Below are 22,003 nucleotides of genomic sequence, written 5' to 3'. Positions count from 1 at the left end.
AGCAGGCCACGCACATACCGCTCGCCCCATCGCCGCTGATCAGCACGGGCAAAACCGGAGAACACCTCAGCGGCGAACGTCTCCAGTCGCGCCCGTACGGCCTCCAGTTCTTGAGGGGTCATCTTCCCTCACCCCCAAAGCAGGTGACATACCGTCTCCTACCCGAGGTAACCAAGTCCTACTAGTGCCGCGTCAGGCAACGTTTGCCTTGCCGCTGGGCCCCTTCAGCGGCATCCAAGTGAGATGCTAGGGCGTTCTGTGACTCTGAGCTTCCGGCACTGAGATCGCAGGAGGCTTTGGTGGGAATCAGGGACTTTTTTCTGGCCAGGCGGCTACGCAGGGGGCCAACGCTGTTCCTGCCTTACGTGCCCGACCCGGGGGCGGTTCTGGAGATCGTGCGACTCCTCAATCCCGAGGCCGTTGGCAAGATGGGAATTTCGGCGGGAGAGAAGGTGTACCTGAAGGGGCCGATCGAGGCCACGCCGGACCTCGAAGCCCGGGTGGGGCTGCCGCGGCCCTGGCGAATCGCCTACGTGGCCTCCTCCTCGGCCGCGAGCGGCGGGCAGAAATACGAACCGGAGCACGTGGTCGAGGGCCTGGCCCGGCGCCTGCACGGGCACGCGCATCCCGGCATGCCCCATCCAACCGGTCCCGCGGCGCGGGCCTACCACTGCGCGCCCATCCCCGACCAGCGCGTGATCGACCTGCTGGCCGAGGTACTTCCCGGGCTGGAGGCTCCGGATCCTGACGATCTCTACCCGGAGTTCACCTCGTCCACGGGCCCGTTTGAGATCGGTGTCGTCCGCTGGCCGAACCACACGGACTACTCCGTGCACAACCAGGACCACCCGGAGTTTCCTCCCGGCCTCCTTGAGCTCGCCGAGCGCGTGGCCGTAATGCTCGCCGAGGAGGGTGACGGCATCGCCTGCGACCACACCTCCTTCCCTCTGCAGCCGGGAAAGGTCTCCCCCGTCCTGCTGCCGGATCCGGCGCCGTGAGGCCAACGGCTCCCGCTGGCGCACGTCGCGCGCCGAGGTGGCGCTCACCGAACGCGCCGGCGGCGGTCGAGGACGGCGTCGATCAGGGCCGGGAAAGGAGTCCGTCCACCACCCGTCTGGGCGAGATAGGCAACAGGGCAAACGTTGCCTGATGCGGCACTAGTTACAGCAACGGGCCTGGCGTAACCGCATGGCAACAGCCCAGATCTACCGCCTCAGCTGCGTGAAGGACCGTCAGAGTAGGTCTTGTCCTTAACTCGCAATGAGATGATCTGGTTGCCGTAACCCACCACCCGCATCCAGCCGCCCCAGCTCAACTGTTTCGCGGCCCCTACGGGGTGCCATTCGGCATTGCGCCGGCCGTCTCCACTCGGTGTTCATCAGGAACGCCTCCATGGTGGGAAGTAAAGACTCTGCCGCCCTGTTTCCGGTGCGCGGGCCTGGCGGCCCTGTGCTCCGGGTCAGGTTGCCACCGGATGACATGGATCACCTGAGTGCGGTCGTCGCTGGTCGGGTACGGCGATGCGGTTACGGGGGAAGGCCGCGTTGCCGCACCTGACTAGTGATCATTTGGTGTCGTCGGTTTCCAGCACGTGTTTTCCGCGACTGCCCGGAGTGCGGTGGTGGAGCTGGAGGCGGGTCATCGCGGCGTCGACCAGGCGACCGAGGTTGCCCAGTTCGTACAGCATCCGGTGGCGTTCAGCGTCCTCCCACGCCCTGATGGCCACCCCGATGTCGCCCGGCTTACCGGCTGCGATGACGACCTCTTGGCCGTTGACTCTCTTGGTGGCCGCATCGCCCAGGATGATCCAGCCGTACACGGTCACGACTCCCGAGCAGCCAAGATCAGCTCTACCACCCGTTGAGGATGCTCACTTCTCACTGCCTGGAGAGCGGAGCCGTCGCGCAGGGAGACCAGGTAGCTGCCCGAGCGCGGTCCCATGGTCACCGTGGCTACGCACCAGCCCTGCGGACCCTTCACGGTCAGCTCCGGCGGGTGCCGCTCCATCCACGACCGTAGAGGCGGCTGATCGGGCCAGGCCGCCGCACTGTTGGCGAAGAGCCCCAGGCTGATCGTGTGATGGCGGTGAGCACGGATTCCCCGCTCGATGAGAAGCCGCTGAACCACGGCCAGCGCCTTGTCCTGGCTTTCCACCGTCGCCTCGTCAACGGCGGGCGGGACGGCTCTACAGTTGTCCATTGGGTTGCACCTCCAGTGTGCGGCCAAGGGACCCGTACGGCGTGACAGCGCCTGCGGGTTCCGCCTTTTCACGGCCCTCTCATGACATCGCCAGGTACCCCGCGCCGAAAGCGCGAGTAGGGGAGACTGGGGGAGTCAGGTGGACCACCACGTCCCCCGAGGTGCGCACAATGGGTGACATTTCGGCCTGGGCCGTACGGTTACGCGCCGAAAGGCGTGACAAGTTGTGGACGCAGCGAGAGATGGCCAGGCACCTTGCCGACGCCGCCGACCCGCGCACCCGTGCCCGCCTGCCCGAGCGGGAATCCCTGGTTCGCATGATCAAGGATTGGGAAGCGGGCAGACATAAGCCCAAGGACCCTTATCGGCTGCTCTACTGCCGGGTGTTCGGCCTGGGAGAAGCCGAGCTGTTCGGCGACGACCCAGCGAGCACGGCACGGGGCGGCGCTCCCTTCAAGGGGGAGATCGAGGCGTTGGAACTGGCCCGCCGGGTTACCGCCAGCGATGTGGGCAATGAGACGCTGGAGCGGCTGGAGTCGGCCGTCGATGACCTCGCGATGGCCTACCAGGGGACGCCACCGGCTGAGTTGCTGGAGCGAGTGCGCCAGCACCTGTCCTACGTCTCGCACCTGATCGACGCGAAGAAGACGTTCACCGAGCATCGCCGTCTTCTTACGGCCGGTGGCTGGTTGGCATTGCTGGCCTCCACCTGCCACATCGACCTTCGCCAGTTCGAGGCCGCCGCGACGTGGCTTCAGACAACCGCCCAGCTGGCCAAGCACGCCGAACATTCCGAGATCGCCGCATGGTGCCTGGAGACCGAGGCATGGCAGGCGGTCACCACCGGCGACTACCGCCGAGCCCTGACCTTGACCCAAGGGGCGCAGGCGATCGCACCGCGCACCAGTTCGGCCTACATTCAGGCGACCGCGCAGGAAGGCCGGATCTGGGCACGACTCGGGTCCGGCCCGGAGATGCGCGATGCGCTGAACCGCGTTGCCCGGCTGGTCTCGCCGCTGTCAATGCCCGAGCATCCCGAGCACCACTACCGCTACGACCCCTCCAAGAGCGAGGCGTACGTGGCGACCACGCTGTCATGGCTGGGAGACCCGGCCGCTGAGTCGTACGCCCGGCAGGTGCTTGCCCGCCTGGAGTCGGCCGCGGATGGGTTGCTTCGTCCGCGTAGGGCGGCCTCCGCACGTCTTGACCTTGCTCTGGCCCTTCTCGCCACTGATCAGCCCGACGAGGCCGGTCAGCTTGCCCTCACGACCATGACGAGCGGCGTGCTGGTGCCGTCCAACTACTGGAGGGCGCGTGAGGTGATCGGTGCCATCGAAACGCGTCGCATGCCGGAAGCCGCAGAATTACGCGAGGCGTATCGAGAGCTGAGCGATCCCGCTTAAGCCCCGTCACGGAAGGTGCGTCACATCCATTCTGATCTTATGGTTGAGTATTTTGCCCGCTAAGCTTCGGGGATGCCTAGTTGGGAAGCCATTGGCTTGATCGGGGTCCCTGTCGCGTTCTTTTCCTTTCTCGTTTTCATATGGGTGAAGGCCACTCGGCAAAAGCAGGTGCTCAGGTATACGGATCCGATACGCGCGATGGAACTTACGGGACGGGTCCGTCAGCTCAAGGTTCGGGGGCGAGAGGAGGAGGCCGTCCGTCTCGTTCACGAAGAGCTGGCGATGGAAATCGACAAGGCTCGAAGCTGGGTGAAGAGCATCTGACGTTGATGGCCAGCATGGGGTGCACAGCGGATGCCTTCGTCTGTACCCCGTCACAGGGCAGGCCCGCGATTACCTCTCACACGTTCTGAGTGACCAACTGGGTGACAACGACCACGGACGAGGCCGGACGACGGTGGATCACCGTGGGCCGTATGCGCAGGTGGGAGCGGGTATTGCCCATGGTCCCGCCCCCACCGGGGTTGCTTTGCAAGCAGGATGTCAGGAGTTCGAATCTCCTAGGCTCCACCAGCCAAAACGCCGCCTCCTCGATCAAGAGGAGCGGCGTTCGGGCCATTAACTTTTGGAAACCGGCACATCGGCCGCGTCCACTTCGTCAGGGCTGAAGGAGTTCTCACATCGTGAGACTCAGGGCGATCAGCGGGTTGTGGAAGTCATCACGCGCCCACCGGGTGCCATCGGCGATGTTGGTGAAGCCGAGCAGGCGTAGCGCGCCGATCGCGTAGCTGCGCATGGTGGCCAGGATCGACGGGGCCGAGGCGGTACGGACCCTGCATCGGTCCTCCCCGAGGGTGACATCCCTCACGTAATGATCTTTGTTTTCGATCGACCATTCGCCCCTGACCAGCTCGGCCAGGCGTCGTGGGCCGGCCAGCGTCGCGGGCAGGTTGGTGACGCCCAGCACCGCGACGCTCGACAACGGCTTCCGGCGCAGGTCGTAGACGTGGCGTTCGAGGAGGAAGACTTGCTTGACGTGCAGGAAGCGGGTTGTGGCCGGGGCGGGCATGACCTGGATGGTGCGGATCTCGGTGCGGCCGTGGCCGCGGTCGTAGGTGGTCCATCCGATCGGCACGTCCTTCCAGGCCAGAGCGTCGAGCTGGTCGAACAGGGTCGGCTGGTTGCCGCCGACCGGGAAGACGTAGAAGGCCTCACGCCGGTGCAGGTAGCGGGCGTGCTCCCGCTGCGTATGGAGCCTGTCGGCGCTGATCACGACGTTCTTCAGGCAGCCGATTTGGTCCAGCAGCGGGGCGAAGGCAGTGATCTCGTTGGATTTGGAGCTGACGTCGATCGTCGCGACCATGAGGGCGTCGTCGGCCAACTGTGCGCCGAGTCGATGTCGGGCGGGTGTGCCGGGGGTGGCGGTGCCGCGCTGGGTCTTGCCGTCGACGGTCATGGGGATCAGTTCGTCGGGATCGTCGTACAACTCGCGCAGTTGGCCGGTCCGGTGCATGGCGTAGGCAGCGTCCACATATGCGGCGTTGACCTGCGCGATCGTTCGGCACACGGTATCGGGGTGCGGGGCTTGGAACAGGCCGGTCCGCCGATCCCGCTGGGCGCCGAGCTGGGCCAGGACCTCTTGCGGAGCGCGGGCGATCCAGTGCCGGATCGCGGCGGAGGAGACCGCGCCGGACACGATCGCCGCCTGGAGCAGGGCCAACATCAAGGCCAGTGGATAGCGCCGTCCGCGTCGATCACGAGGATCTGGGACCTGGGCCCATGCCTGGCGCAGACCGGCCATGTCCACGACCTCATCGGCTGGTGTGAGAGATCCGTGCTGGTCAGCGGCGCTGGTGGTGGCGCTGATGGCGGACACGACGGGCGGCATGGCAAACTGCACGGACAACGAGGCTCAGGTAGATCGGATTGGCGTGAGAACCGCCGTTCTACGGGGCCTTGTTGCATGTCAGGACTTCGCCACGCCGTACGCGATCAACCCGTGACCTGCGAATCCCCTTCTGGTCGTCTCAACATTCGAGAACTCCGTCAGCCCTGATGCCGGGGCCGTGGCCCTGCCGCGGCAGACACCCTCGCAACTACAAGGTGGCCGTGGTCTTTTCCAGGATGCCGGCAAGTGCGTCGTAGTCGACGTTATCTCCTTCCTTGATGTCGACGGTCTTGCGTTCACCGGCGCCCATTGCCCGGAGGAATCCCTTGACCTCAGGGATGTCCGTCGCGTTGAACACCATGAACGAGACCTTGGCCTTGGCTACCGCGATGACGGCCGCGTAGTGCCCGTTCTTGAGGTAGTGCGGCTTGCCGTACTGGAACCGTTCCTCGACACCTGGAATGGTCTCGCCGATCATCGCACGTAGTTTCTCGCACACGTCGATCTGCCACGGCTGCGTCTTGTTGATGTACTGGGTGACGTCGTCGTTCATGCTCTTCACCTTGATTTACTGTTCGCTGGAAAGGACGGGCCTATACCCAGAACGTGTCGTGGCGGAGGTAGAACTCGGCGAGTTCCTCCTCGCTGGGGCGCCCGGACACGGCGAACTCGACCAGCCCTTCGAAGTAGCCCTCGCGGGGCGCGCCGGGCGAGAAGTGCAGCAGCATGCTGGCCGGTTCACCGGACTCGTTCCGGAAGCCGTGGATGCCGCCCTCAGGGACGTGCACGAAGTCGCCAGGGACGGTGTCGATCCACCGGGTGCCGTCGTAGATGCGGATTGTGCCGGCGAGGACGTAGAACGACTCGGAGATCGAGCGGTGGAAGTGCGGGCTCGGGCCGCTCGGCACCGGGCCCATCTCCCACCGGTACATCCCGAACTGCCCGTTCGTCGAGGCCCCGGTGGCGAGGTAGTGCGTCACGGTGCCACCGGAGGACCGCAGCTCGGGCTCGTGGTCCGCGGTGCGGTAGGTGGCGTTGATCTCGCCCGTGTCGCCGAGGTAGCGGGGTTCTGGATAGCTCATGAAGGTCCTGCACTCACTGTCTGGGGGTCGTCATCGGGCACCCAGGTAGCGGCATAGGTGACGTTGGTCATGGTCGCGACCGTACCGAACGGGTCTGACAAATAGTCGCTATTCGGAAGCACTGCCGCATCGAAATACGCCCCGGACCCCCGATTTATCCGACGACTCGGTACGCCTCTTGATGCGCGAGTTCCTCACTGTGGAGTACCGGCTGCCACGTTGGGGCGAACCATCGCGGCCCCACTCATCCGGCGAACGCCGTCGACGGCATGCCCACGGCGCCCAACTGATCGATGGCGTGCACGGGGTCGTCGTCGGAAAGATCGAGCCCTTCACGGGCCGACGTGATGTACAGAACGTCGAGGCGGGATCCGCCGAACGTGCAGGAGGACGGCTGGTGCACGGGCAGCGGGACCTCGCCGAGCAAGTCTCCGTCCGAAGAGATCCGTGCCAAGCGGTCGCCGCCCCATACCGCGACCCATAGGCCACCCTGCTGCGTCGACGGCAATTGGCGCGAGAGCGATCACTTGGAGCGCGCGATTGAAACCGCCGGTGGCGTAGAGGCGTTCGAAGGCGAGGTTCAGCACCTGCGTCAGGAGACGCAGGGGTGGCGGCTCGCGGACTGCCTCTCGCCCCGGGCGGGGCCGTTGTCCCTGAAGATCAGGCCGATTTGCAAGCAGGATGTCAGGAGTTCGAATCTCCTAGGCTCCACCAACTCGAAAGCCCAGGTCAGGAACCGTTTTCCCCGCCTGGGCTTTGATCGTTATTCGGCCTGGGCGCTCTTCCGTGCCCGTTGCATGCCCGATCCACTCTTGAGTTGTCCTCGTGCGAGGCTGTCGAGCTGCTCGGTCATCTGGTGCCGTCGCTCGTTGGTCGCGTGCTGGTAGATGATCGCGGCGCGTGTGCTGGAGTGGCCCATGCGGGTCCATTGAGGCACTGCGCTTCCTCCTGCAGTGGTTCGCAGCCCACACCGGCCAAAACGATCACGGGGACGAATCACCTCTTCATAGGTGACCACCTATGAAGAGGTCACTTGGGCAACGGTTGGCTGCGCTTCATGAGGACGGTCAATTGGGGGTGCCGGTAAGCGCATGCCGTATACCCCAAACCGGGATGATCTAGTTCGTGCCGCCTGCTGGTCCCATAAGATGACGAAGCACCGGGCTGTGCCATTCCGGGTAGATAGAGGAGCCTAGGTGGCCGATTCGCCAGCCGACCACCCCAAGATGGTCGGCGACGCCGCTGGCAATGTTGGTCTATTCGGGCGCGACGGCGATCTCCGCGTACTCCGCTCCTTGGTGGAGCGCGCCCGGCATGATGGCGGAGCGCTGCTTTTGTTCGGCGAGCTCGGTGTCGGAAAGACGGTGCTGCTGGACGCGGCGAGCGCGTACGCCGAGGCAGCCGGTACGTACGTCTTGCGGGCATCAGGCACGCAGTTCGAGGCGGCTCACAGCTTCTCCACGCTCCATCAGGCCTTGTATCCACTGGTGGGCGATCTCGACGCGTTGAACCCGGTACACCGCAGGGCGCTCGGCGTTGCGCTGGGTCTTCGAGGCGGTTCCCCGCCGGGCCTGCTGGTGATCGCGAACGCGGCCTTGGCGCTGTTGTCCCACGCGGCGGTGACCCGGCCCATGCTGGTGGTCGTCGACGACCTGCCGTGGCTCGATCGGGCCAGCGCCATGGTCCTGGCGATCGTCGCCCGCCGGGTGGCGGGCAGGCGGGTCGGTTTCCTGGCCGCCTACCGGTCCGGCGACGAAAGCTTCTTCGACCGTGCGGGCCTGCCCGATCACGAGGTGCGGCCGCTTGCGGACGAGGCCGCGGACGCGCTGGCGGCGCACTGGTTCCCCGCGCTCGTGCCCGCGGTGCGGCGACGTCTCCTGGCGGAGGCGCAGGGGAACCCGCTGGCTTTGCTTGAGCTTCCCCTCACGCTGTCGGGCCGGCAACGATCCGGTGTCGCGCGTCTGCCGGAGGTGCTGCCGTTGAGCGGTCGTCTCCAAGCGGCGTTCGAGTCGCGGATCAGCGGGTTGCCGTTGTCGGCACGGCAGGTGCTGCTGCTGCTGGTGCTGGACGGCACGGGCAGCCTGCGCGCGCTGGCGGCGCTCGGCGCCGACGCGACGGCGCTGGCCCCGGCCGAGCGGGCGGGGCTGGTCTCCGTTGAAGAGGGGGCCGGCCGGGTGAGGTTCCGGCATCCGTTGACGCGTTCGGCGGTCGTCAACCTGTCCACAGTGGAGGAACGGCTGCGGGCGCACGCGATGCTCGCCGAGCGGCAGTCGGACAGTCCGGAGCGCAGAGCCTGGCATCTGGCCCACGCCACGGTCGGTACGGACGAGCGGGTGGCGCAGCTGCTGGAGAAGGCGGCTCACACGGTCCGCGCACGCGGCGACGCGGCCGGTTCGGTCACCGCTCTGCTGCGGGCTGCCGATCTCAGCCCCGTCGGCGCCGACCGGAGCCGTCGGCTCGCCCAGGCGGCGTACTTCGGGGCGGTGATGACCGGCGACCTGCGGGAGGTGCCGCGCCTGCTTGCCGACGCCCTGCAGGGCGAGAGCGGGAGCGGGAGCGCCCGATCGCTGGTCTCAGCCGTCGCGGCCGCCCATCACCTGCTGCTCAGCGGCGAGGGAGACGTCGACACCGCGCACCGGCTGCTGGTCGGCGCTATTGAGATGCAGCCCACGCCCTACGACAGCGAGGACGACACGCTCGTCGAAGCGTTCTACACCCTGGGCTGGGTCTGCTACTTCGGCGGGCGAGCTGAGCTGTGGACGCCGTTCCACGCGGCGTTCGCTCAGCTGGCCGCGCCGGTTCCGGAGCTGCTCACCCTATTGGCGGGTACCTTCGCCGATCCGGCCCGTACGGCGTCCACGCTGCTCGCCCGGATCGAGGCGGCGATCGCCGATCTGGACGGGCACGGTGACCCGGTCTGGAGCGTCCGTGTGGGGCTGGCCGCGATGTTCGTGGATCGGCTGACCTTGTGCCGGGCCGCCTTGTGGCGCATCCTGCGCGACCATCGTGGTGGCGCCGCCGTGACGCTGGGCCTGCACGCCCGGTCGTTGATCGGGCTGGATCAGCTCATCACCGGTGAGTGGGAGGAACTGCGGGCGCTGGCCGAGGAGCACGTCGAGCTGTGCCGGCTGCACAACTATCGGCTGCTGGAATGCCTGGGGCTGTACCTGTTGGCGATGCTGACCGCTGCCCGTGGCGACCATGAGGCCACCAAGGCGCTGACCGATCGGATGACGGTGTGGGCGACGCCGCGGCGGGCCGGGCTGGTGCGGCGTATCGCGGCCCAGGCCCTGATACTCGACGCGCTGGGCCGGGGGGACTTCGAGGAGGCCTATCGGCACGCGACGACGATCACGGCCGTTGGTGAGCTGGCCAGCCATGTGCCGCATGCGCTGTGGGTGATCATGGATGTGGTCGAGGCGGCGGTACGCACCGGGCGAACGGCGGAAGCGCTCGCGCATGTCGAGGCGGTACGCGCCTGCGACGTCGCCACGCTGTCGCCGCGGCTGGCCATGACCGTGAACGCTGCGGCCGCCCTGGTGGCGGGGGCCGAGGACGCGGTCATCCTGTTCGAGCGGGCGCTTTCCGTGGCCGGCGGCGAGCACTGGCCGTTCGATCGCGCGCGTATCGCCCTCGCGTACGGAGAGCAGTTACGCCGGAACAAAGCGACTGTCGCGGCCCGTCGGCACCTCATCGACGCACTGAACGCATTCGAGCGGCTGGAGGCCCGGCCATGGGCACAACGGGCCGCGAGTGAGCTGCGCGCGACCGGGCGGAGCATCGGTCACCTCGCCCCCACCGGCCCGGGATCCCTCACCCCGCAGCAGCGTGAGATCGCCGAACTCGCCGCCGCCGGGTTGACCAACAAGCAGATCGGTGAACGGCTCTTCCTGTCGCCCCGGACCGTCGGGACCCACCTCTACCAGCTCTTCCCGAAGCTCGGCATCACCTCACGCGCCGCCCTGCGCGACGCGCTGGCCGGCCTCGACGACGAGGCACCGCCGTCCTCCTGAGAACGCCAGTCATTTGACGTAATCGAGCATGGCCTGCGGCTGCCTACTGTCCCTCTCGTCTGCATCACACCAGTACGCGAGGAGAAGCTTCATGAGTTCCACCGCCGCCAACGTCGTGCTCGTGCACGGCGGTTTCGTCGACGGGGCGGGCTGGCAGCCCGTCTATGACCTGCTCAGGCGGGACGGCTTCCGGGTCAGCGTCGTCCAGAACCCCACGCTGTCGTTAGAGGGGGACGCCGAGGCGACCCGGCTGATCCTGGACCGCCAGGACGGTCCCACCGTGCTCGTTGGACACTCCTACGGTGGCGCGGTCATCAGCGAGGCCGGTAACCACCCGCGGGTGTCGGCGCTGGTCTACATCGCCGCGTTCGCGCCCGACAAGGGCGAGTCCGTGAACACGCTCATCGCCGACCCGCTGCCGGGCGCGCCGGTGCCACCGATCCTGCCCCCGGTCAACGGGTTCCTCTTTCTCGACCGGGACAAGTTCCACGCCTCCTTCGCGGGCGACCTGCCGGCCTCGCAGGCTGAGTTCCTCGCCGACTCGCAGGTGCCGTGGGGCGTCGGCGCGCTCGGCGGCACCGTCACCGAACCCGCCTGGCGCACCAAGCCCAGCTGGTACCTGGTCGCCACCGACGACCGGATGATCCCGCCACCGGCTCAGCGGGCTATGTCCGAGCGTGCGGGCGCCACAGTGGTGGAAGCCGTTGGCAGCCATGCCATCTACGTCTCCCAGCCGGAGGCCGTCGCCGCGCTGATCAAGAAGGCGGCTGCCGGCGGCTGAGCGAACGGCTTGCAGGAGGTCCGGTGGACACCCTCGCCCGTGTCCACCGGCTGCCGGGCTTTCTACGCTCACCTGCATCGCGAGCGAGCGACTGCTCGCGTCGGTGTCACGGATCGTCTCGAACACCTCGGCCGCTCGCACGTAGGCTTGGCGGCTCTCGCCAGTCCGGCCTTCCTCAGCAGCAGCGCGGCGAGTATCTCCAGGGTGTGGGCATGCCGGTAGTTGGACAACCGGAACTGCTCCATGAGAGCGATCGCCTCAGTGAGCTTGGTGATCGCTTCGGTCCGGCGGCCGAGCAGCCCCAGACATCGGCCGGCGAGGGCAGGCGTGTCCTGCAGGATGATCGCCGCGATGCTCGATGTCATCCTGGGCTGGTCGCCGGCTGGGGTGCTGTGTACAGCAGCGAAGTACAGCAACAGGGCTGCACAACACCTCACTCCGACACTCACCGCCACACGCCCGAGCAGGCCGAGGAGTTCGCCAGGTGGTGACTGGCTCCCGTTTGCAAGCAGGATGTCAGGAGTTCGAATCTCCTAGGCTCCACCAGCCAAAACACCTCTCAGCCGGTCTTGGTGTGCGGTATCCGGGCCATTAACGGGCCATTAGCCCTCCCTCAGGCCGTTTCGCCGTCATCGTTCTCCTGTTCGGTTTCCACCCGTGCGCTCAGCGCGTCGGCGATCCGCTGATCGGTGTCCCGTGTGGCGTGCTGGTAGATCAGTGCGGCCCGGTCGCTGTCGTGCCCCATCCGCGCCATGAGATCGGCCAGACTCGTCCCCGACCTGTTAAAGGCTCGGCCCTGGCCGCGCAGCCCCCGCTATCGTCGTCGGGCTCGTACCACAAGAACGATGGCGATCACGATTAGCACAAAGAACAAAACCTCAACCCAGCTCAGGCCGAACATGCATGCGTTCCTTCCGACTGAGATTGCCGACCTTCACGATGTCCGAGTAGATGAGTCAGGTCAATGACAGCGCCGCGCCTGGGCCACAGCGACCGGACCAGGTACGAACTTCGGACGCGTCGCCGCCAGGTACAGCACGACGATCGCCACGGGGTGGCCGGCGACCGCTCGTGGTTGGGGGCGATCGAAGGTCCGGGGCAGCAGTCGGCAGCCATCGCCCCTAGCGGGATGTTGATCGGGAAGGCCGCGATGTCGGGTGTGCGCCGGCGGAGGCGATGAGCACGCGGGAACGGCGCTCAAGCGCGGACCCACCGGCCCCGCTGCTCCGCAGCCGCCGCGCGCCAGTCCGGCTGTGACGTGTCGTCAGGTCAGCCGGATCCGCACAGCCTCTTGAGCTCGGCGAGGTCCGTGTTGATATCCGCGATCACCTGGTCGGGATCGCCGCCGGTCATGCCGGTCAGCCGGAAGTTCAGTTCCTGGAATTCGGCGGCCAGTCGACTGATCGTCGCTCCCACCGCTCCTTGCGCGTCGAGGACCGCGCCCATCAGGTCGAGGTAGGTCTGGCGAGCCGCGACTGCCTGGCTGCTGCGGGTGGTCCCGGCGTTCTGGCGGTATGCGGTCAGCGCCGTCGCCGTCTCGTCGCAGCCCCCGGGCCGGACCGCTGACACCGGCGGGGAGACAACCGGCACCGCTCGCGTGGGGCTTGGCGCCGGTGGCTGGGGCGCGCTGGACTCGGGAGGTGGGCTCGGGGCGGGCGGTGCGGGCCGGGTGGTGACCGGATCCGGTGACGACGGCTGCGGAGCCGAGGTGGTGACTACCGCGTCGGACGGGGGCTGCGGAGGCGGGGCCGGCGGCATCAGGTAGGCGACCAGCGCGACCACGGCGGCCACCGCACCCGCCAGAGCGCTCATCGCCGCCCAGTTCGGGCGCAAACCTGCTCCTCCCCCCGTCGTCGGCGGCTGCGCTGGTCCGTTCTCCGTCATGCCCTCATCGTGGCCGAGCCGCCGAACTCGGTCCAGGAAACCTTCCGCCGACCTTCTGAACAGCGCCTATATAAGGCGGGCCGGTGAAGCGGCTTCGGCGACCGGAAGTGGCGGCAGGCACCTTCGGTGACGCCGGTGAACGCAACCCCGACCGAACGCCATCCCTGGCGTGCCCGTTGCGTGCCCGATAGGACGGGAAACATGGGGGAAGGGGAGCGTGATCGGTACGCTGAGGCGCGTTGGCGCTGGTGAAGCGAGATCCTTGCGGCTTTGCGAGCAGGAAGTCAGGAGTTCGAATCTCCTAGGCTCCACCAGCATTCCGTACCAGAGATGATCGGCGCATCTGTCTGCAGGTCAGCGAGGCCGGTAGCCCTTCTTTTTACGGCCGGCTGGCACGGCCCGGCGGCCGGAGCCATTCTGTGCGGGTTTTTGTGCCTGCCGCTGTGCCGGTTTCTCCGCAGGGGAGGCGGGGGTACGGCCCCGCGAGCTGTTCACCGTCCGGCCGCGGACGATGCCGATGAAATCTTCCACCAGGTCAGTGGTCGCGTCCGTGGGCCAGGCCAGCGCAACCTGAGACTGCGGCGCGTCCGGCACCGGCCGGTAAGTGAGATCCCTGCGGTGGTGGAGGCGTGCCAGCGACAGCGGAACCAGGAGAATCCCAGTGCCGGCCGCTACCAGCTCGACCGCGTCCGCCGTTGTGGCCGGGCGGGTGAACGCGGGCAGCCCGGGCCGGACCGTCCACTCGATGGTGTCGTCCAGAGGATGGAACACCTCGTCGTCGATAAGGTCGGTGATGGCCACCTCGTCGGCGGCGGCTATCGCGTGGTCCTTGGGCACCACGACCACCGTGGTCTCCACGTAGAGAGGAATCACGCTGAGCCCGTCCCGGTCGACCGGCAGCCTGACGAATCCGGCGTCGGCGCCGCCACTCCGCAGGAGTCCCACCACCTCGGCGGCGGGAACCGCGACCAGGGTAATCGGCACGCCGGGCATTCTCTCGGTCCAGACGTTGACCCATTTCGCGGGTGTCACCCCGGGCACGTACGCCAGTCGAAACATCCTGCCGGTCTCTCCATCAGTCACTTCCTCAGGGTACTGATGTCAAGGGAACCTGTTCCGGCTGACTACTCTTGACGCCATGACCTCGCCCAAACCGAAGACCATCCAGACAATGAAGCCCGCGACCGCGGCCAAGAAGCTGGGTGTCCCCCTCTCGGCCACTCCCGCCGAGTTCCAGGCGAGTGTCGTCTCCAGGGACGAGCTGAACGAGTTGCAGTCGACGCCACCCGCCTGGCTCGCTGACCTGCGCCGCAACGGCCCGCACACCAAGCAGGTCATCGCCGCGAAGCTCAGGGTCTCCGTTGCCGGCCTGATCAGAGGTGGGATCACCGGACCGCTCACCACCGCTGAGATCGATGCGCTGAAGGCGGAGAACCCGGCGTGGCTGGAGCGCGAGCAGTCCCTCCAGGCCGAGATCCGCAAAGAAGCACTCCGCCTCAAGCAACGCTAGACAGCTGAGATCCTGCACGTTTCCGACCCCCAGACGCGTCTCCAGGCTGCCGCCACCGCCTCGCCGAGTGACTATCCGGGTGACAACGACCCTGGACGAGGCCGGACGACGACGGATCACTGTGGACCGTATGCACAGGTGGGAGCGGGTACAGCCCAATGGTCCCGCCCCCGCCCGTCTTGCTTTGCGAGCAGGATGTCAGGAGTTCGAATCTCCTAGGCTCCACCACCCTCACGGACACGAAAAAGCCCAGGTCAGGCATGGTTGCGCCTTCTTTCGCCCCCGTGCCCGTTGCGTGCCCGCTCCCTTCGCCGGGACCCCACGGGCGAGGCCGTCAAGGCGGTACAAGCGCCGCCGCTCCCGCGCTGCGCGTGCGGCCTGGGGGCCGATCCCGCGCGACTGCCGGGCTTGCGGGGTACGGGAAGCGGCGTCGGGCGGTGACGATCAGCAGGAACTGGTCAGCCGGCTCCTCAGCTGGTTCGGCTGAGACCCATCACGTCAGGAGGGCGCGCCAGCGGTCGGCCGACTCGATCATGTCCAGGCTGACCCGCTCCAGGAACGCCGCTGTCTTGGCCAGCCGTTGCCCCACGGGGCTGTCGAGCCCGTAGGTCTCGGCCGCCGCCATCGTGGCCTGCACCGTATCGAGCGTCTGCCGCCTGCCGGTCACGATCGAGTGGTACCAGGCGTCGTCGTCGACCACGTAGATGTCGCGACGCCGCTGCGGATCGCGCTCACGCCGGACGAACCCCTGCTCGACCAGGAAGTTCACGGCGACGGAGACGGAGGCCGGGCTGATCTTCAGCCTGTGGGTCAGCTCGGCCGCGGTGCGCCTGCCGTCCTCGGACAGCAACAGGTCGAAGTGCACGCGCGCGCTCATCCTCGGCAGCCCCGTCCTGACCGCTACCTCGACGAGCTCCTCTTCCATCGTGCCGCCCGGCGGTCCGCCTGCGCGCGGGGGTGCCGGCGTGCCGCGCCGCGCCCGCTGGATCGTCGCCTGGTGCGCCTGCTGGGGCCGGTAGCCGCCGGGGCCGCCGTTGCGCCCGATCTCCCGGGTGATCGTCGAGGTCGGCCGGTCGAGCCGCCTGGCGATCTCGGCGTAGGAGAGTCCATCGGCGAGTCCGGCCGCGATGCGCTCGCGGTCCTGCTGGGTCAATCGTCCTCCTGGCATGCCGCCAGTATTGCCTTCGCCATCATTCATTGCAACTCAGAGTTGCGTTCGAGGCCAGCGTCATTGCATCAATTTAACGTCATACACCTGGGGAAATGCGTTTCTGTTGATTGACTGAATTTCGAATGCAACGTAGCTTTCGAGTCAAGCCAAATGCGTACTATCGCGAAATGAGGAGCGACCGTGAGTGAACCCCTCCACATCACCGAGAACACCGGAGCCCGGACGCCGCGGGCCTCCCGGCGAGTGGCGGTCACGGCGCTGGCGGCCACGCTGCTGGCCGGGGCGGCCACACCCGCGGTGGCCACCGCGGGTGTGGCCGTGCCGAAGGCCGCTGCCGGGCAGGACCGCCCGGAGCTGCAGAAGGCCATCCAGGAGTTCGTCGATGCCGGTTACGCCGGGGTGCAGATGCGCGTGAACGATCAGCGGGGCGAGTGGGTCGGCAGCGCCGGGGTGCGCAAGCTGGGCCAGAGCGCCAAACCGCCGACCAACGGCCACTTCCGGATCGGCAGCACTACCAAGACCTTCACCGCGACCCTGGTGCTGCAACTGGTGGCCGACGGCGAGATCGGGCTGGACACCCCGGTGGTCGACTACCTGCCCAAGTTCAAGCTGGACCGGCAGATCACGGTGCGGATGCTGCTGCAGCACACCAGCGGGTTGTTCAACTTCACCGGCGAGTACTACGACGACGGGACGATCGTGCCGGGGATCCCCTGGGCGGGCCAGGAGTGGGTGGACAAGCGGTTCCACACCTACCAGGACGAGGAGCTGGTACGGCTGGCGTTGTCCAAGCCGGCGAAGTTCGCGCCGGGGACGAACTGGAGCTACGCCAACACCAACTACGTGCTGGCCAAGCTGCTGATCGAGAAGGTCACCGGCCACTCCTACGCCACGGAGATGAAGCGGCGGATCCTGGGGCCGCTCAAGATGCGGCGCACTGTGGTGCCGGGCACCTCGCCGGAGATGCCCAGGCCATACGCCCACGCCTACTACCGGTATGAGGACGCCGGCCAGTGGAAGACGATCGACGTCACCCGCCAGAACCCCTCCTGGATCTCCGCCGCCGGTGAGATGATCTCGACCACCGAGGATCTCCAGACGTTCTTCTCCGCGCTGCAGGGCGGCAAGCTCCTGCCGGCCCCGCTGCTGGCCGAGATGCGCAAGCCGCACCCCAAGAGCAGCGGCCTCTTCGGCAGCTACGGCCTCGGGCTGTACGTGCAGGACCTGGGCCCGGGCTGCGTCGGCACCGTCTTCAACCACAACGGCAGCAACAATGGCTACGGGGCGCTGATCTACAGCACGCCCGACGGCAAGAAGACCATGGCCGCCTCGATCACCACCGGGGACGCCGCAGTCGACCCGGCGCAGGCGTTCCCGAAGGCGCTGGACAAGCTCCTCAAGGAGGTGTTCTGCGGCGGGAAGGCCGCGGGCTGACGGGGCCGAGCCGGCCAGGCATTCCACACCAACTCCCGCCCCCTGGCGGTCGGCGATCCTGCCGGTCGCCGGGGACAGGGCGGGGAAGTAGAGCCGGATCATGAGCGCCGCAGGTTATCCGCGACTTCTGGACCATGCTCTACCAGACGATCGACGACTGACACCGCGCCCGCGCCTGGTACGCCCGCCCTCAACCCGCGACACTCGACGGTCAGCCCCTGGCGGCCGAACCGTCGACGTTTCCACGAGGGTGTGGTCGTGGCCCTTTCCACTCCGATAGGTCGGGTTGCCTACGTCCGGGCGAACGTACAGCGGCTCCGTACGAGCGCCAAATCGTATCCCGTCGCCTTGGGGATACTGCACCGGTTTTTCTGTCGGGTGACTAGCCAAGCAGTTGACCGAGCAATACCTACGGGCATGATCGTCGGGCCATTAAGGGGGGTAAACAGTGGTCAATCACGGTCACTCACGGATGGCCCGCCGCCCAGGTCCAGGCCGTTACGGCTTAAGGTCGGGCCGATTTGCAAGCAGGATGTCAGGAGTTCGAATCTCCTAGGCTCCACTCATGCGTTAGCCCAGATAAGGGATGGTTTCCCCGACCTGGGCTTTGATCGTTATTCGGCCTTCTGCAGCTGACGGTCGTTGGAGCCGCGCTGATAGACCATCGCGGCGGGAGTGCCGGCGGCACGGTGGGATTCGTTGATCACGTGGGCCGAGAACGCCATCAAGCCGACTGTGTCGCGTGTCACACCGATCGCATGTCACGTACAGGCAGGCAGCTTGCATCTCGTGGTCGTCAGCACGACGAGAAAGGCACAAACGATGAGCACACAGCACGGCATGGCGGCCACGCACCGCGTTCTGATTCTGGGGGCGGGGTACGCGGGCATGTCCGCAGCGATCCAGCTCGCCGCTCGGGACAAGCGGCGCAAGGACGTGCAGGTAACGCTGGTGAATGCCCAAGAGCGGTTCACCGAGCGGCTGCGGCTGCACATGACGGCGACCGGGCAGCAACTCGCCGAAATGAGCATCCCGGAGCTGCTTGAGGGCACGGGTGCGGAGTTTGTGCGTGGCTGGGTGACGGCCGTGGACGCGAACGCGAGGACTGTGCGGATCGACGACAACCGGGTGCTGCACTACGACACACTGGTGTACGGGCTGGGCGGCATGGCCGACACGGAGGCGGTGCCCGGTGTTGGGGAGCACGCGTACACACTCAACAGCGCCCAGGACGCCGAGTTGCTGGCCGACCGACTGGCTCGGCTCGGCCGCGGCACAGTCGTGGTCGGTGGCAGCGGGTTGACCGGCATCGAGTCGGCCGCGGAGATCGCCGAGCAGCACCCGGAGCTGAACGTCGTGCTTCTGGGCCGGCAGGAGCCCGGTGCGGCCATGAACCCCAAGGCCAAGGCGTATCTGCAGGCCGCGCTCGAGCGCCTGGATATCCGCGTGCGCAGCGGGATCGAGGTGGTGAAGGTGCTGCCCGATTCGGTCGATCTGGCGGGTGGGGAGAGCATTGCCGCCGATGTCGTCCTGTGGACGAGCGGTACGCGGGTGTCGCCACTGGCGGCCGCCGCGGGTCTGACCGTCGACGAGCGCGGCCGCATCGTCACCGACGCCGCGCTGCGGTCGGTGTCGCACCCGGATGTGTACGCTGTGGGTGACGCGGCCGCGATCCACCAGGGCTACGGCGTCATGCACGGCACCTGCCAGGGAGGCATGCCGACCGGCGTGCATGCCGCGGTGTCGATCGTCCGTGCACTGAACGGCAAACAGCCCAAGCCGTTCCGCTTCGGCTACTACCACACGCCGGTGAGCCTGGGACGGCATGACGCGGTCGTTCAGTTCACCCACCCCGACGACAGCCCTCGACGGGTGTATCTGACCGGCCGCATGGCAGCACGGTATAAGGAGACAGTGACTGCTTCGCCATGGCCGACCTACGGCCGTATGAAGAAGATGCCCGCCTCGGGCGCGTTCTGGCCCCGCGGCGGTCGCTTCACTCGTATCCGGGGGGTGCGGTGACGCACCCGTCCCCAGACCACGACCAGCAGGTGTTCAACCAGCATCGCAATCTGCTGTTCTCAGTGGCCTACCGCATTCTCGGCACCGTGGCAGACGCCGAGGATGCGGTCCAGGATGCCTGGATTAAATGGTCGGCCACCGGCCGCTCGCAGGTGGCCGACCCCAAGGCATATCTGGCGCGAATCGTGTCAAATCTGGCGCTGGAACGGCTGCGGTCGACCAGGCACCAGCGCGAGGCATATGTGGGGCCGTGGCTGCCGGAGCCCATTCTCACCAGTGGCGACACCGCTGACGACGTCACGAACGCCGAGTCGGTATCGATGGCGATGCTGGTGGTGCTGGAAACGCTGAGCCCGCTCGAGCGCGCGGTGTTCGTGCTGAGGGAGGTCTTCGACTTCAGCCATGCCGAAATCGCGGAGGCGGTGGAGCGTTCCGAGGCCGCGGTGCGCCAGGCGGCGCATCGTGCTCGCGAGCATGTGCGGGCCCGGCGGCCACGCTTTACCGCGGACCGGTCGCGGCAGCGTGACGTCACCGGTCGGTTCCTTGCCGCCGCGACCGGAGGTGACATCAACACCCTTATGGAACTGCTGTCCCCGGACGTCACACTGTGGACCGACGGCGGCGGCAAGGTCCGCCAGGCATTGCGTCCGGTCGTGGGCGCACAAACGGTGGCCGCCTGGTTCGCAGCCATCGGCAAGGTCACCTACCAGGGCGTCGAGCCTGCCGACATGAATGCCGAACTGGTCGAGATCAACGGCGGCCCGGGCATGGTGTTCATCGGCTCGGGTCGCGTCATCGCCACTGTCACCTTCGACTTCGACGCTGACGGCCGCATCACCGCCATCCACAACGTCGCCAACCCCGACAAACTCCAGGCTATTGCCGACAGAACTACTCGCGACGTCAGCACGCCCTGAGATCTGCGCGGGATCCACCCTCGGCACCGCTGGTCGGCTGCCAACATATGAGCGGCCTGGCCGGCTTGATCCCGCCGTCCACGAGCGGACCCGGGACAGGGCGGTCGTGAGCGTGATCGTCGGGCCATTAGCGGGCCATTAAGGGCGGTCAACAAGGGTCAGTCACGGTCACTCGCGGGGAGGTCGCCGCCCAGCTTGCGGCCCGTACGGCCGGAGATCGGACCGATTCGCAAGCAGTGTCAACGACGAAGATTCAGACATCGTTGACACATGGACCCCGTTCGCAGAACTGCTTCCAATGACCTTGGGTTTTCGACCTCCGGTGAGGAACGCAGCACCGGCGAGGTATCCGCCGCGGTCCGAGCTCGCGGCCTACGCGACGCTGATGGGCGCGAGAAACCTGATCGTCGGCTCACTACACTTGCCGGCCATGACGGCGATGGGGGAATTGATCCGCTTTGTGTCGCCGCCCACGGAACCGGTCGACGCGCACGGCGACTGGAGTGAGGTCGAGGCCGCCCTCGGGCTTGGGCTGCCCGCTGACTTCAAGACGCTCATCGAGCAATATGGGCACGGCCAGTTTGTTGACTTCATCACGCCGCTGACTCCGTTTGGCGCCCACGACCTGCTGGTCCAGCACGCACAGCGGCTGCTGGATAGAGAGCGGCCTTTCCGTGAGAAGTATCCCGACGAATGCCCGTACCCGTTCTATCCGGAACCCGGTGGGCTGCTGGAGTGGGCCGACACCGACAACGGTGACTCGCTCTGCTGGCTGACCGGCGGAGAGCCGGACAGTTGGAGGGTCGTGGTCTGGAACTCGCGCAACGTCTGCTACGACGCACATGACGTCGGCGCGGTGGAGTTCCTCCACGGCTGGTTGAGCGGACGGATCACCACGACGATATTGCCCGATGAGGTCGAGGCGTCGCCGTGGTTCGAGCCGTTTCGCGAGCGCGAACACGTTTACATCAAGCTGTCCGAAGGCGAGTTGCCCTACCTTGAGCGGCTACGGATTCTCCGTGATGCGCTCGCGCCCACGGCCGACCGGGGCGCGAACGATGATGGAGACGACTGTCGACAAGACCATTTCGCAGCCACGGACCTCGGCTGGTTGCTGACCTACGAGACGGCCTACGGTCACCAGATCCGGGTTGCCTTCCCGGCTGAAGACGAAGAGCGGGCGCGCGTCACACTGTTCGATGCCGTCCGCCGCATGGGTTGCCAGGTGCTGTCGACGACGACGCACCGCGGAGAGCCTGTCTGGCCCTAGCCACACGACAGTGGCGCTGCTGATAGGGATGCCAGGCCGTGTCCGTGGCCGGCCCGGAGGAGGAGGCCACCAGGCGGATCCTCGCCTTGGCCGGTCTCACCGACGACGAACAGGTTTCGCCTGAGGCCGCCGACGGGCAATGTGACGAACCGGCCGCGGCCGCGGTAGAGGAGGAGGACGATACCGATCTGCCGGCCTTCATCAAGTCGGTGCCGGGGTGGGTCCACAGCGCCCGGTCGTTGGACCAGGGCGACGGGAACCTGCGGCAGTTCTGGAGTGAACCGGGGTATGCCCAGGTCGTCTTGTTCAGCGGCGGCGTAGCCGAGGTTCAGAGATAGGTGGCTCGGCCTAGTGCGGAGAAATCGGCCAGGATCTCATCGAGTTGCTGCTGGTTGATCTCCACGGGGGCTCCCGTCTGTCGGAGTCGGC

The 22,003-nt window shown here is 66.9% G+C and carries 22 protein-coding genes and 1 pseudogene; 10 read left to right on the top strand and 13 right to left on the bottom strand.

Features of this window, described 5'->3' with window-relative positions; genetic code table 11:
* Positions 1-122 (bottom strand): annotated as a pseudogene (locus ACWD3H_RS19465) (IS701 family transposase); the annotation flags it as partial.
* Between the two features lie 177 nt (positions 123-299).
* Here ACWD3H_RS19465 and ACWD3H_RS19460 point away from each other — a divergent pair.
* Positions 300-998 carry a hypothetical protein gene (locus tag ACWD3H_RS19460; protein WP_451955945.1) on the top strand — a complete coding sequence of 233 codons (699 nt, stop codon included), beginning with the start codon at positions 300-302 and terminating at the stop codon, positions 996-998.
* A 566-nt stretch (positions 999-1,564) separates the two neighbouring features.
* On the opposite strand, the gene ACWD3H_RS19455 is transcribed toward ACWD3H_RS19460, so the two are convergent.
* A complete protein-coding gene (locus ACWD3H_RS19455; protein WP_451955944.1) occupies positions 1,565-1,825 on the bottom strand; it encodes a hypothetical protein in 261 nt (86 codons plus the stop codon).
* Positions 1,822-2,199, bottom strand: a complete 378-nt coding sequence (locus tag ACWD3H_RS19450) for a hypothetical protein (protein WP_451955943.1) — start codon at positions 2,197-2,199, stop codon at positions 1,822-1,824. The genes ACWD3H_RS19455 and ACWD3H_RS19450 overlap by 4 nt, the downstream gene beginning before the upstream one ends.
* A gap of 170 nt (positions 2,200-2,369) precedes the next feature.
* Between ACWD3H_RS19450 and ACWD3H_RS19445 the strand changes: the two genes are divergently transcribed.
* Positions 2,370-3,602, top strand: a complete 1,233-nt coding sequence (locus ACWD3H_RS19445; RefSeq protein WP_451955942.1) for a hypothetical protein — start codon at positions 2,370-2,372, stop codon at positions 3,600-3,602.
* Positions 3,603-4,278: 676 nt separating this feature from the next.
* On the opposite strand, the gene ACWD3H_RS19440 is transcribed toward ACWD3H_RS19445, so the two are convergent.
* From ACWD3H_RS19440 to ACWD3H_RS19420, 5 genes are all read right to left on the bottom strand, one after another.
* A complete protein-coding gene (locus tag ACWD3H_RS19440; RefSeq protein ID WP_451955950.1) occupies positions 4,279-5,403 on the bottom strand; it encodes an ISAs1 family transposase in 1,125 nt (374 codons plus the stop codon).
* A gap of 295 nt (positions 5,404-5,698) precedes the next feature.
* Positions 5,699-6,043: a DUF1801 domain-containing protein gene (locus ACWD3H_RS19435; protein ID WP_451955941.1), complete on the bottom strand. Its 345-nt coding sequence runs from the start codon at positions 6,041-6,043 to the stop codon at positions 5,699-5,701.
* A gap of 40 nt (positions 6,044-6,083) precedes the next feature.
* A complete protein-coding gene (locus ACWD3H_RS19430) occupies positions 6,084-6,572 on the bottom strand; it encodes a cupin domain-containing protein (protein ID WP_030926130.1) in 489 nt (162 codons plus the stop codon).
* Positions 6,573-6,816: 244 nt separating this feature from the next.
* Positions 6,817-7,080 carry an SMP-30/gluconolactonase/LRE family protein gene (locus ACWD3H_RS19425; RefSeq protein WP_451955940.1) on the bottom strand — a complete coding sequence of 88 codons (264 nt, stop codon included), beginning with the start codon at positions 7,078-7,080 and terminating at the stop codon, positions 6,817-6,819.
* A 255-nt stretch (positions 7,081-7,335) separates the two neighbouring features.
* Entirely contained in the window at positions 7,336-7,509 is a 174-nt protein-coding gene (locus tag ACWD3H_RS19420) for a hypothetical protein (protein ID WP_451955939.1), read from the bottom strand.
* Between the two features lie 259 nt (positions 7,510-7,768).
* On the opposite strand from ACWD3H_RS19420, the gene ACWD3H_RS19415 reads away from it, so the two are divergent.
* Complete coding sequence (locus ACWD3H_RS19415) at positions 7,769-10,585, top strand: AAA family ATPase (protein WP_451955938.1); 2,817 nt, start codon at positions 7,769-7,771, stop codon at positions 10,583-10,585.
* A gap of 91 nt (positions 10,586-10,676) precedes the next feature.
* Complete coding sequence (locus ACWD3H_RS19410) at positions 10,677-11,366, top strand: alpha/beta fold hydrolase (protein ID WP_451955937.1); 690 nt, start codon at positions 10,677-10,679, stop codon at positions 11,364-11,366.
* Between the two features lie 68 nt (positions 11,367-11,434).
* Here ACWD3H_RS19410 and ACWD3H_RS19405 read toward each other — a convergent pair whose 3' ends face one another.
* The 4 genes from ACWD3H_RS19405 to ACWD3H_RS19390 all read right to left on the bottom strand — a co-directional run bounded on the left by ACWD3H_RS19405 (position 11,435) and on the right by ACWD3H_RS19390 (position 14,333).
* Positions 11,435-11,731, bottom strand: coding sequence for a hypothetical protein (locus tag ACWD3H_RS19405; protein WP_451955936.1), 297 nt, complete (start codon positions 11,729-11,731; stop codon positions 11,435-11,437).
* A gap of 248 nt (positions 11,732-11,979) precedes the next feature.
* Positions 11,980-12,111 (bottom strand): hypothetical protein, encoded by a 132-nt coding sequence (locus ACWD3H_RS19400; protein ID WP_451955935.1) that lies wholly within the window; start codon positions 12,109-12,111, stop codon positions 11,980-11,982.
* A gap of 524 nt (positions 12,112-12,635) precedes the next feature.
* Entirely contained in the window at positions 12,636-13,199 is a 564-nt protein-coding gene (locus ACWD3H_RS19395) for a hypothetical protein (RefSeq protein WP_451955934.1), read from the bottom strand.
* A 405-nt stretch (positions 13,200-13,604) separates the two neighbouring features.
* Positions 13,605-14,333, bottom strand: coding sequence for a LysR family substrate-binding domain-containing protein (locus tag ACWD3H_RS19390; RefSeq protein ID WP_355569013.1), 729 nt, complete (start codon positions 14,331-14,333; stop codon positions 13,605-13,607).
* A gap of 55 nt (positions 14,334-14,388) precedes the next feature.
* Between ACWD3H_RS19390 and ACWD3H_RS19385 the strand changes: the two genes are divergently transcribed.
* Positions 14,389-14,760, top strand: coding sequence for a DUF5997 family protein (locus tag ACWD3H_RS19385; protein WP_451955933.1), 372 nt, complete (start codon positions 14,389-14,391; stop codon positions 14,758-14,760).
* Between the two features lie 493 nt (positions 14,761-15,253).
* Here ACWD3H_RS19385 and ACWD3H_RS19380 read toward each other — a convergent pair whose 3' ends face one another.
* Positions 15,254-15,913, bottom strand: coding sequence for a GbsR/MarR family transcriptional regulator (locus ACWD3H_RS19380; RefSeq protein WP_350956254.1), 660 nt, complete (start codon positions 15,911-15,913; stop codon positions 15,254-15,256).
* Between the two features lie 198 nt (positions 15,914-16,111).
* On the opposite strand from ACWD3H_RS19380, the gene ACWD3H_RS19375 reads away from it, so the two are divergent.
* The 5 genes from ACWD3H_RS19375 (at position 16,112) to ACWD3H_RS19355 (ending at position 21,912) form a co-directional block, all read left to right on the top strand.
* Entirely contained in the window at positions 16,112-17,365 is a 1,254-nt protein-coding gene (locus ACWD3H_RS19375; RefSeq protein ID WP_451955932.1) for a serine hydrolase domain-containing protein, read from the top strand.
* A gap of 822 nt (positions 17,366-18,187) precedes the next feature.
* Positions 18,188-19,387: an NAD(P)/FAD-dependent oxidoreductase gene (locus tag ACWD3H_RS19370; protein ID WP_451955931.1), complete on the top strand. Its 1,200-nt coding sequence runs from the start codon at positions 18,188-18,190 to the stop codon at positions 19,385-19,387.
* Positions 19,388-19,416: 29 nt separating this feature from the next.
* Entirely contained in the window at positions 19,417-20,304 is an 888-nt protein-coding gene (locus tag ACWD3H_RS19365; protein ID WP_451955930.1) for an RNA polymerase sigma-70 factor, read from the top strand.
* Positions 20,305-20,689: 385 nt separating this feature from the next.
* A complete protein-coding gene (locus tag ACWD3H_RS19360; RefSeq protein ID WP_451955929.1) occupies positions 20,690-21,574 on the top strand; it encodes an SMI1/KNR4 family protein in 885 nt (294 codons plus the stop codon).
* A gap of 38 nt (positions 21,575-21,612) precedes the next feature.
* Positions 21,613-21,912, top strand: coding sequence for a hypothetical protein (locus tag ACWD3H_RS19355; RefSeq protein WP_451955928.1), 300 nt, complete (start codon positions 21,613-21,615; stop codon positions 21,910-21,912).
* Positions 21,913-22,003: the final 91 nt, after the last annotated feature.

This window comes from Streptosporangium sp. NPDC002607 (genome assembly GCF_053592655.1).
This window is presented reverse-complemented; position numbering and strand designations above follow the sequence as displayed.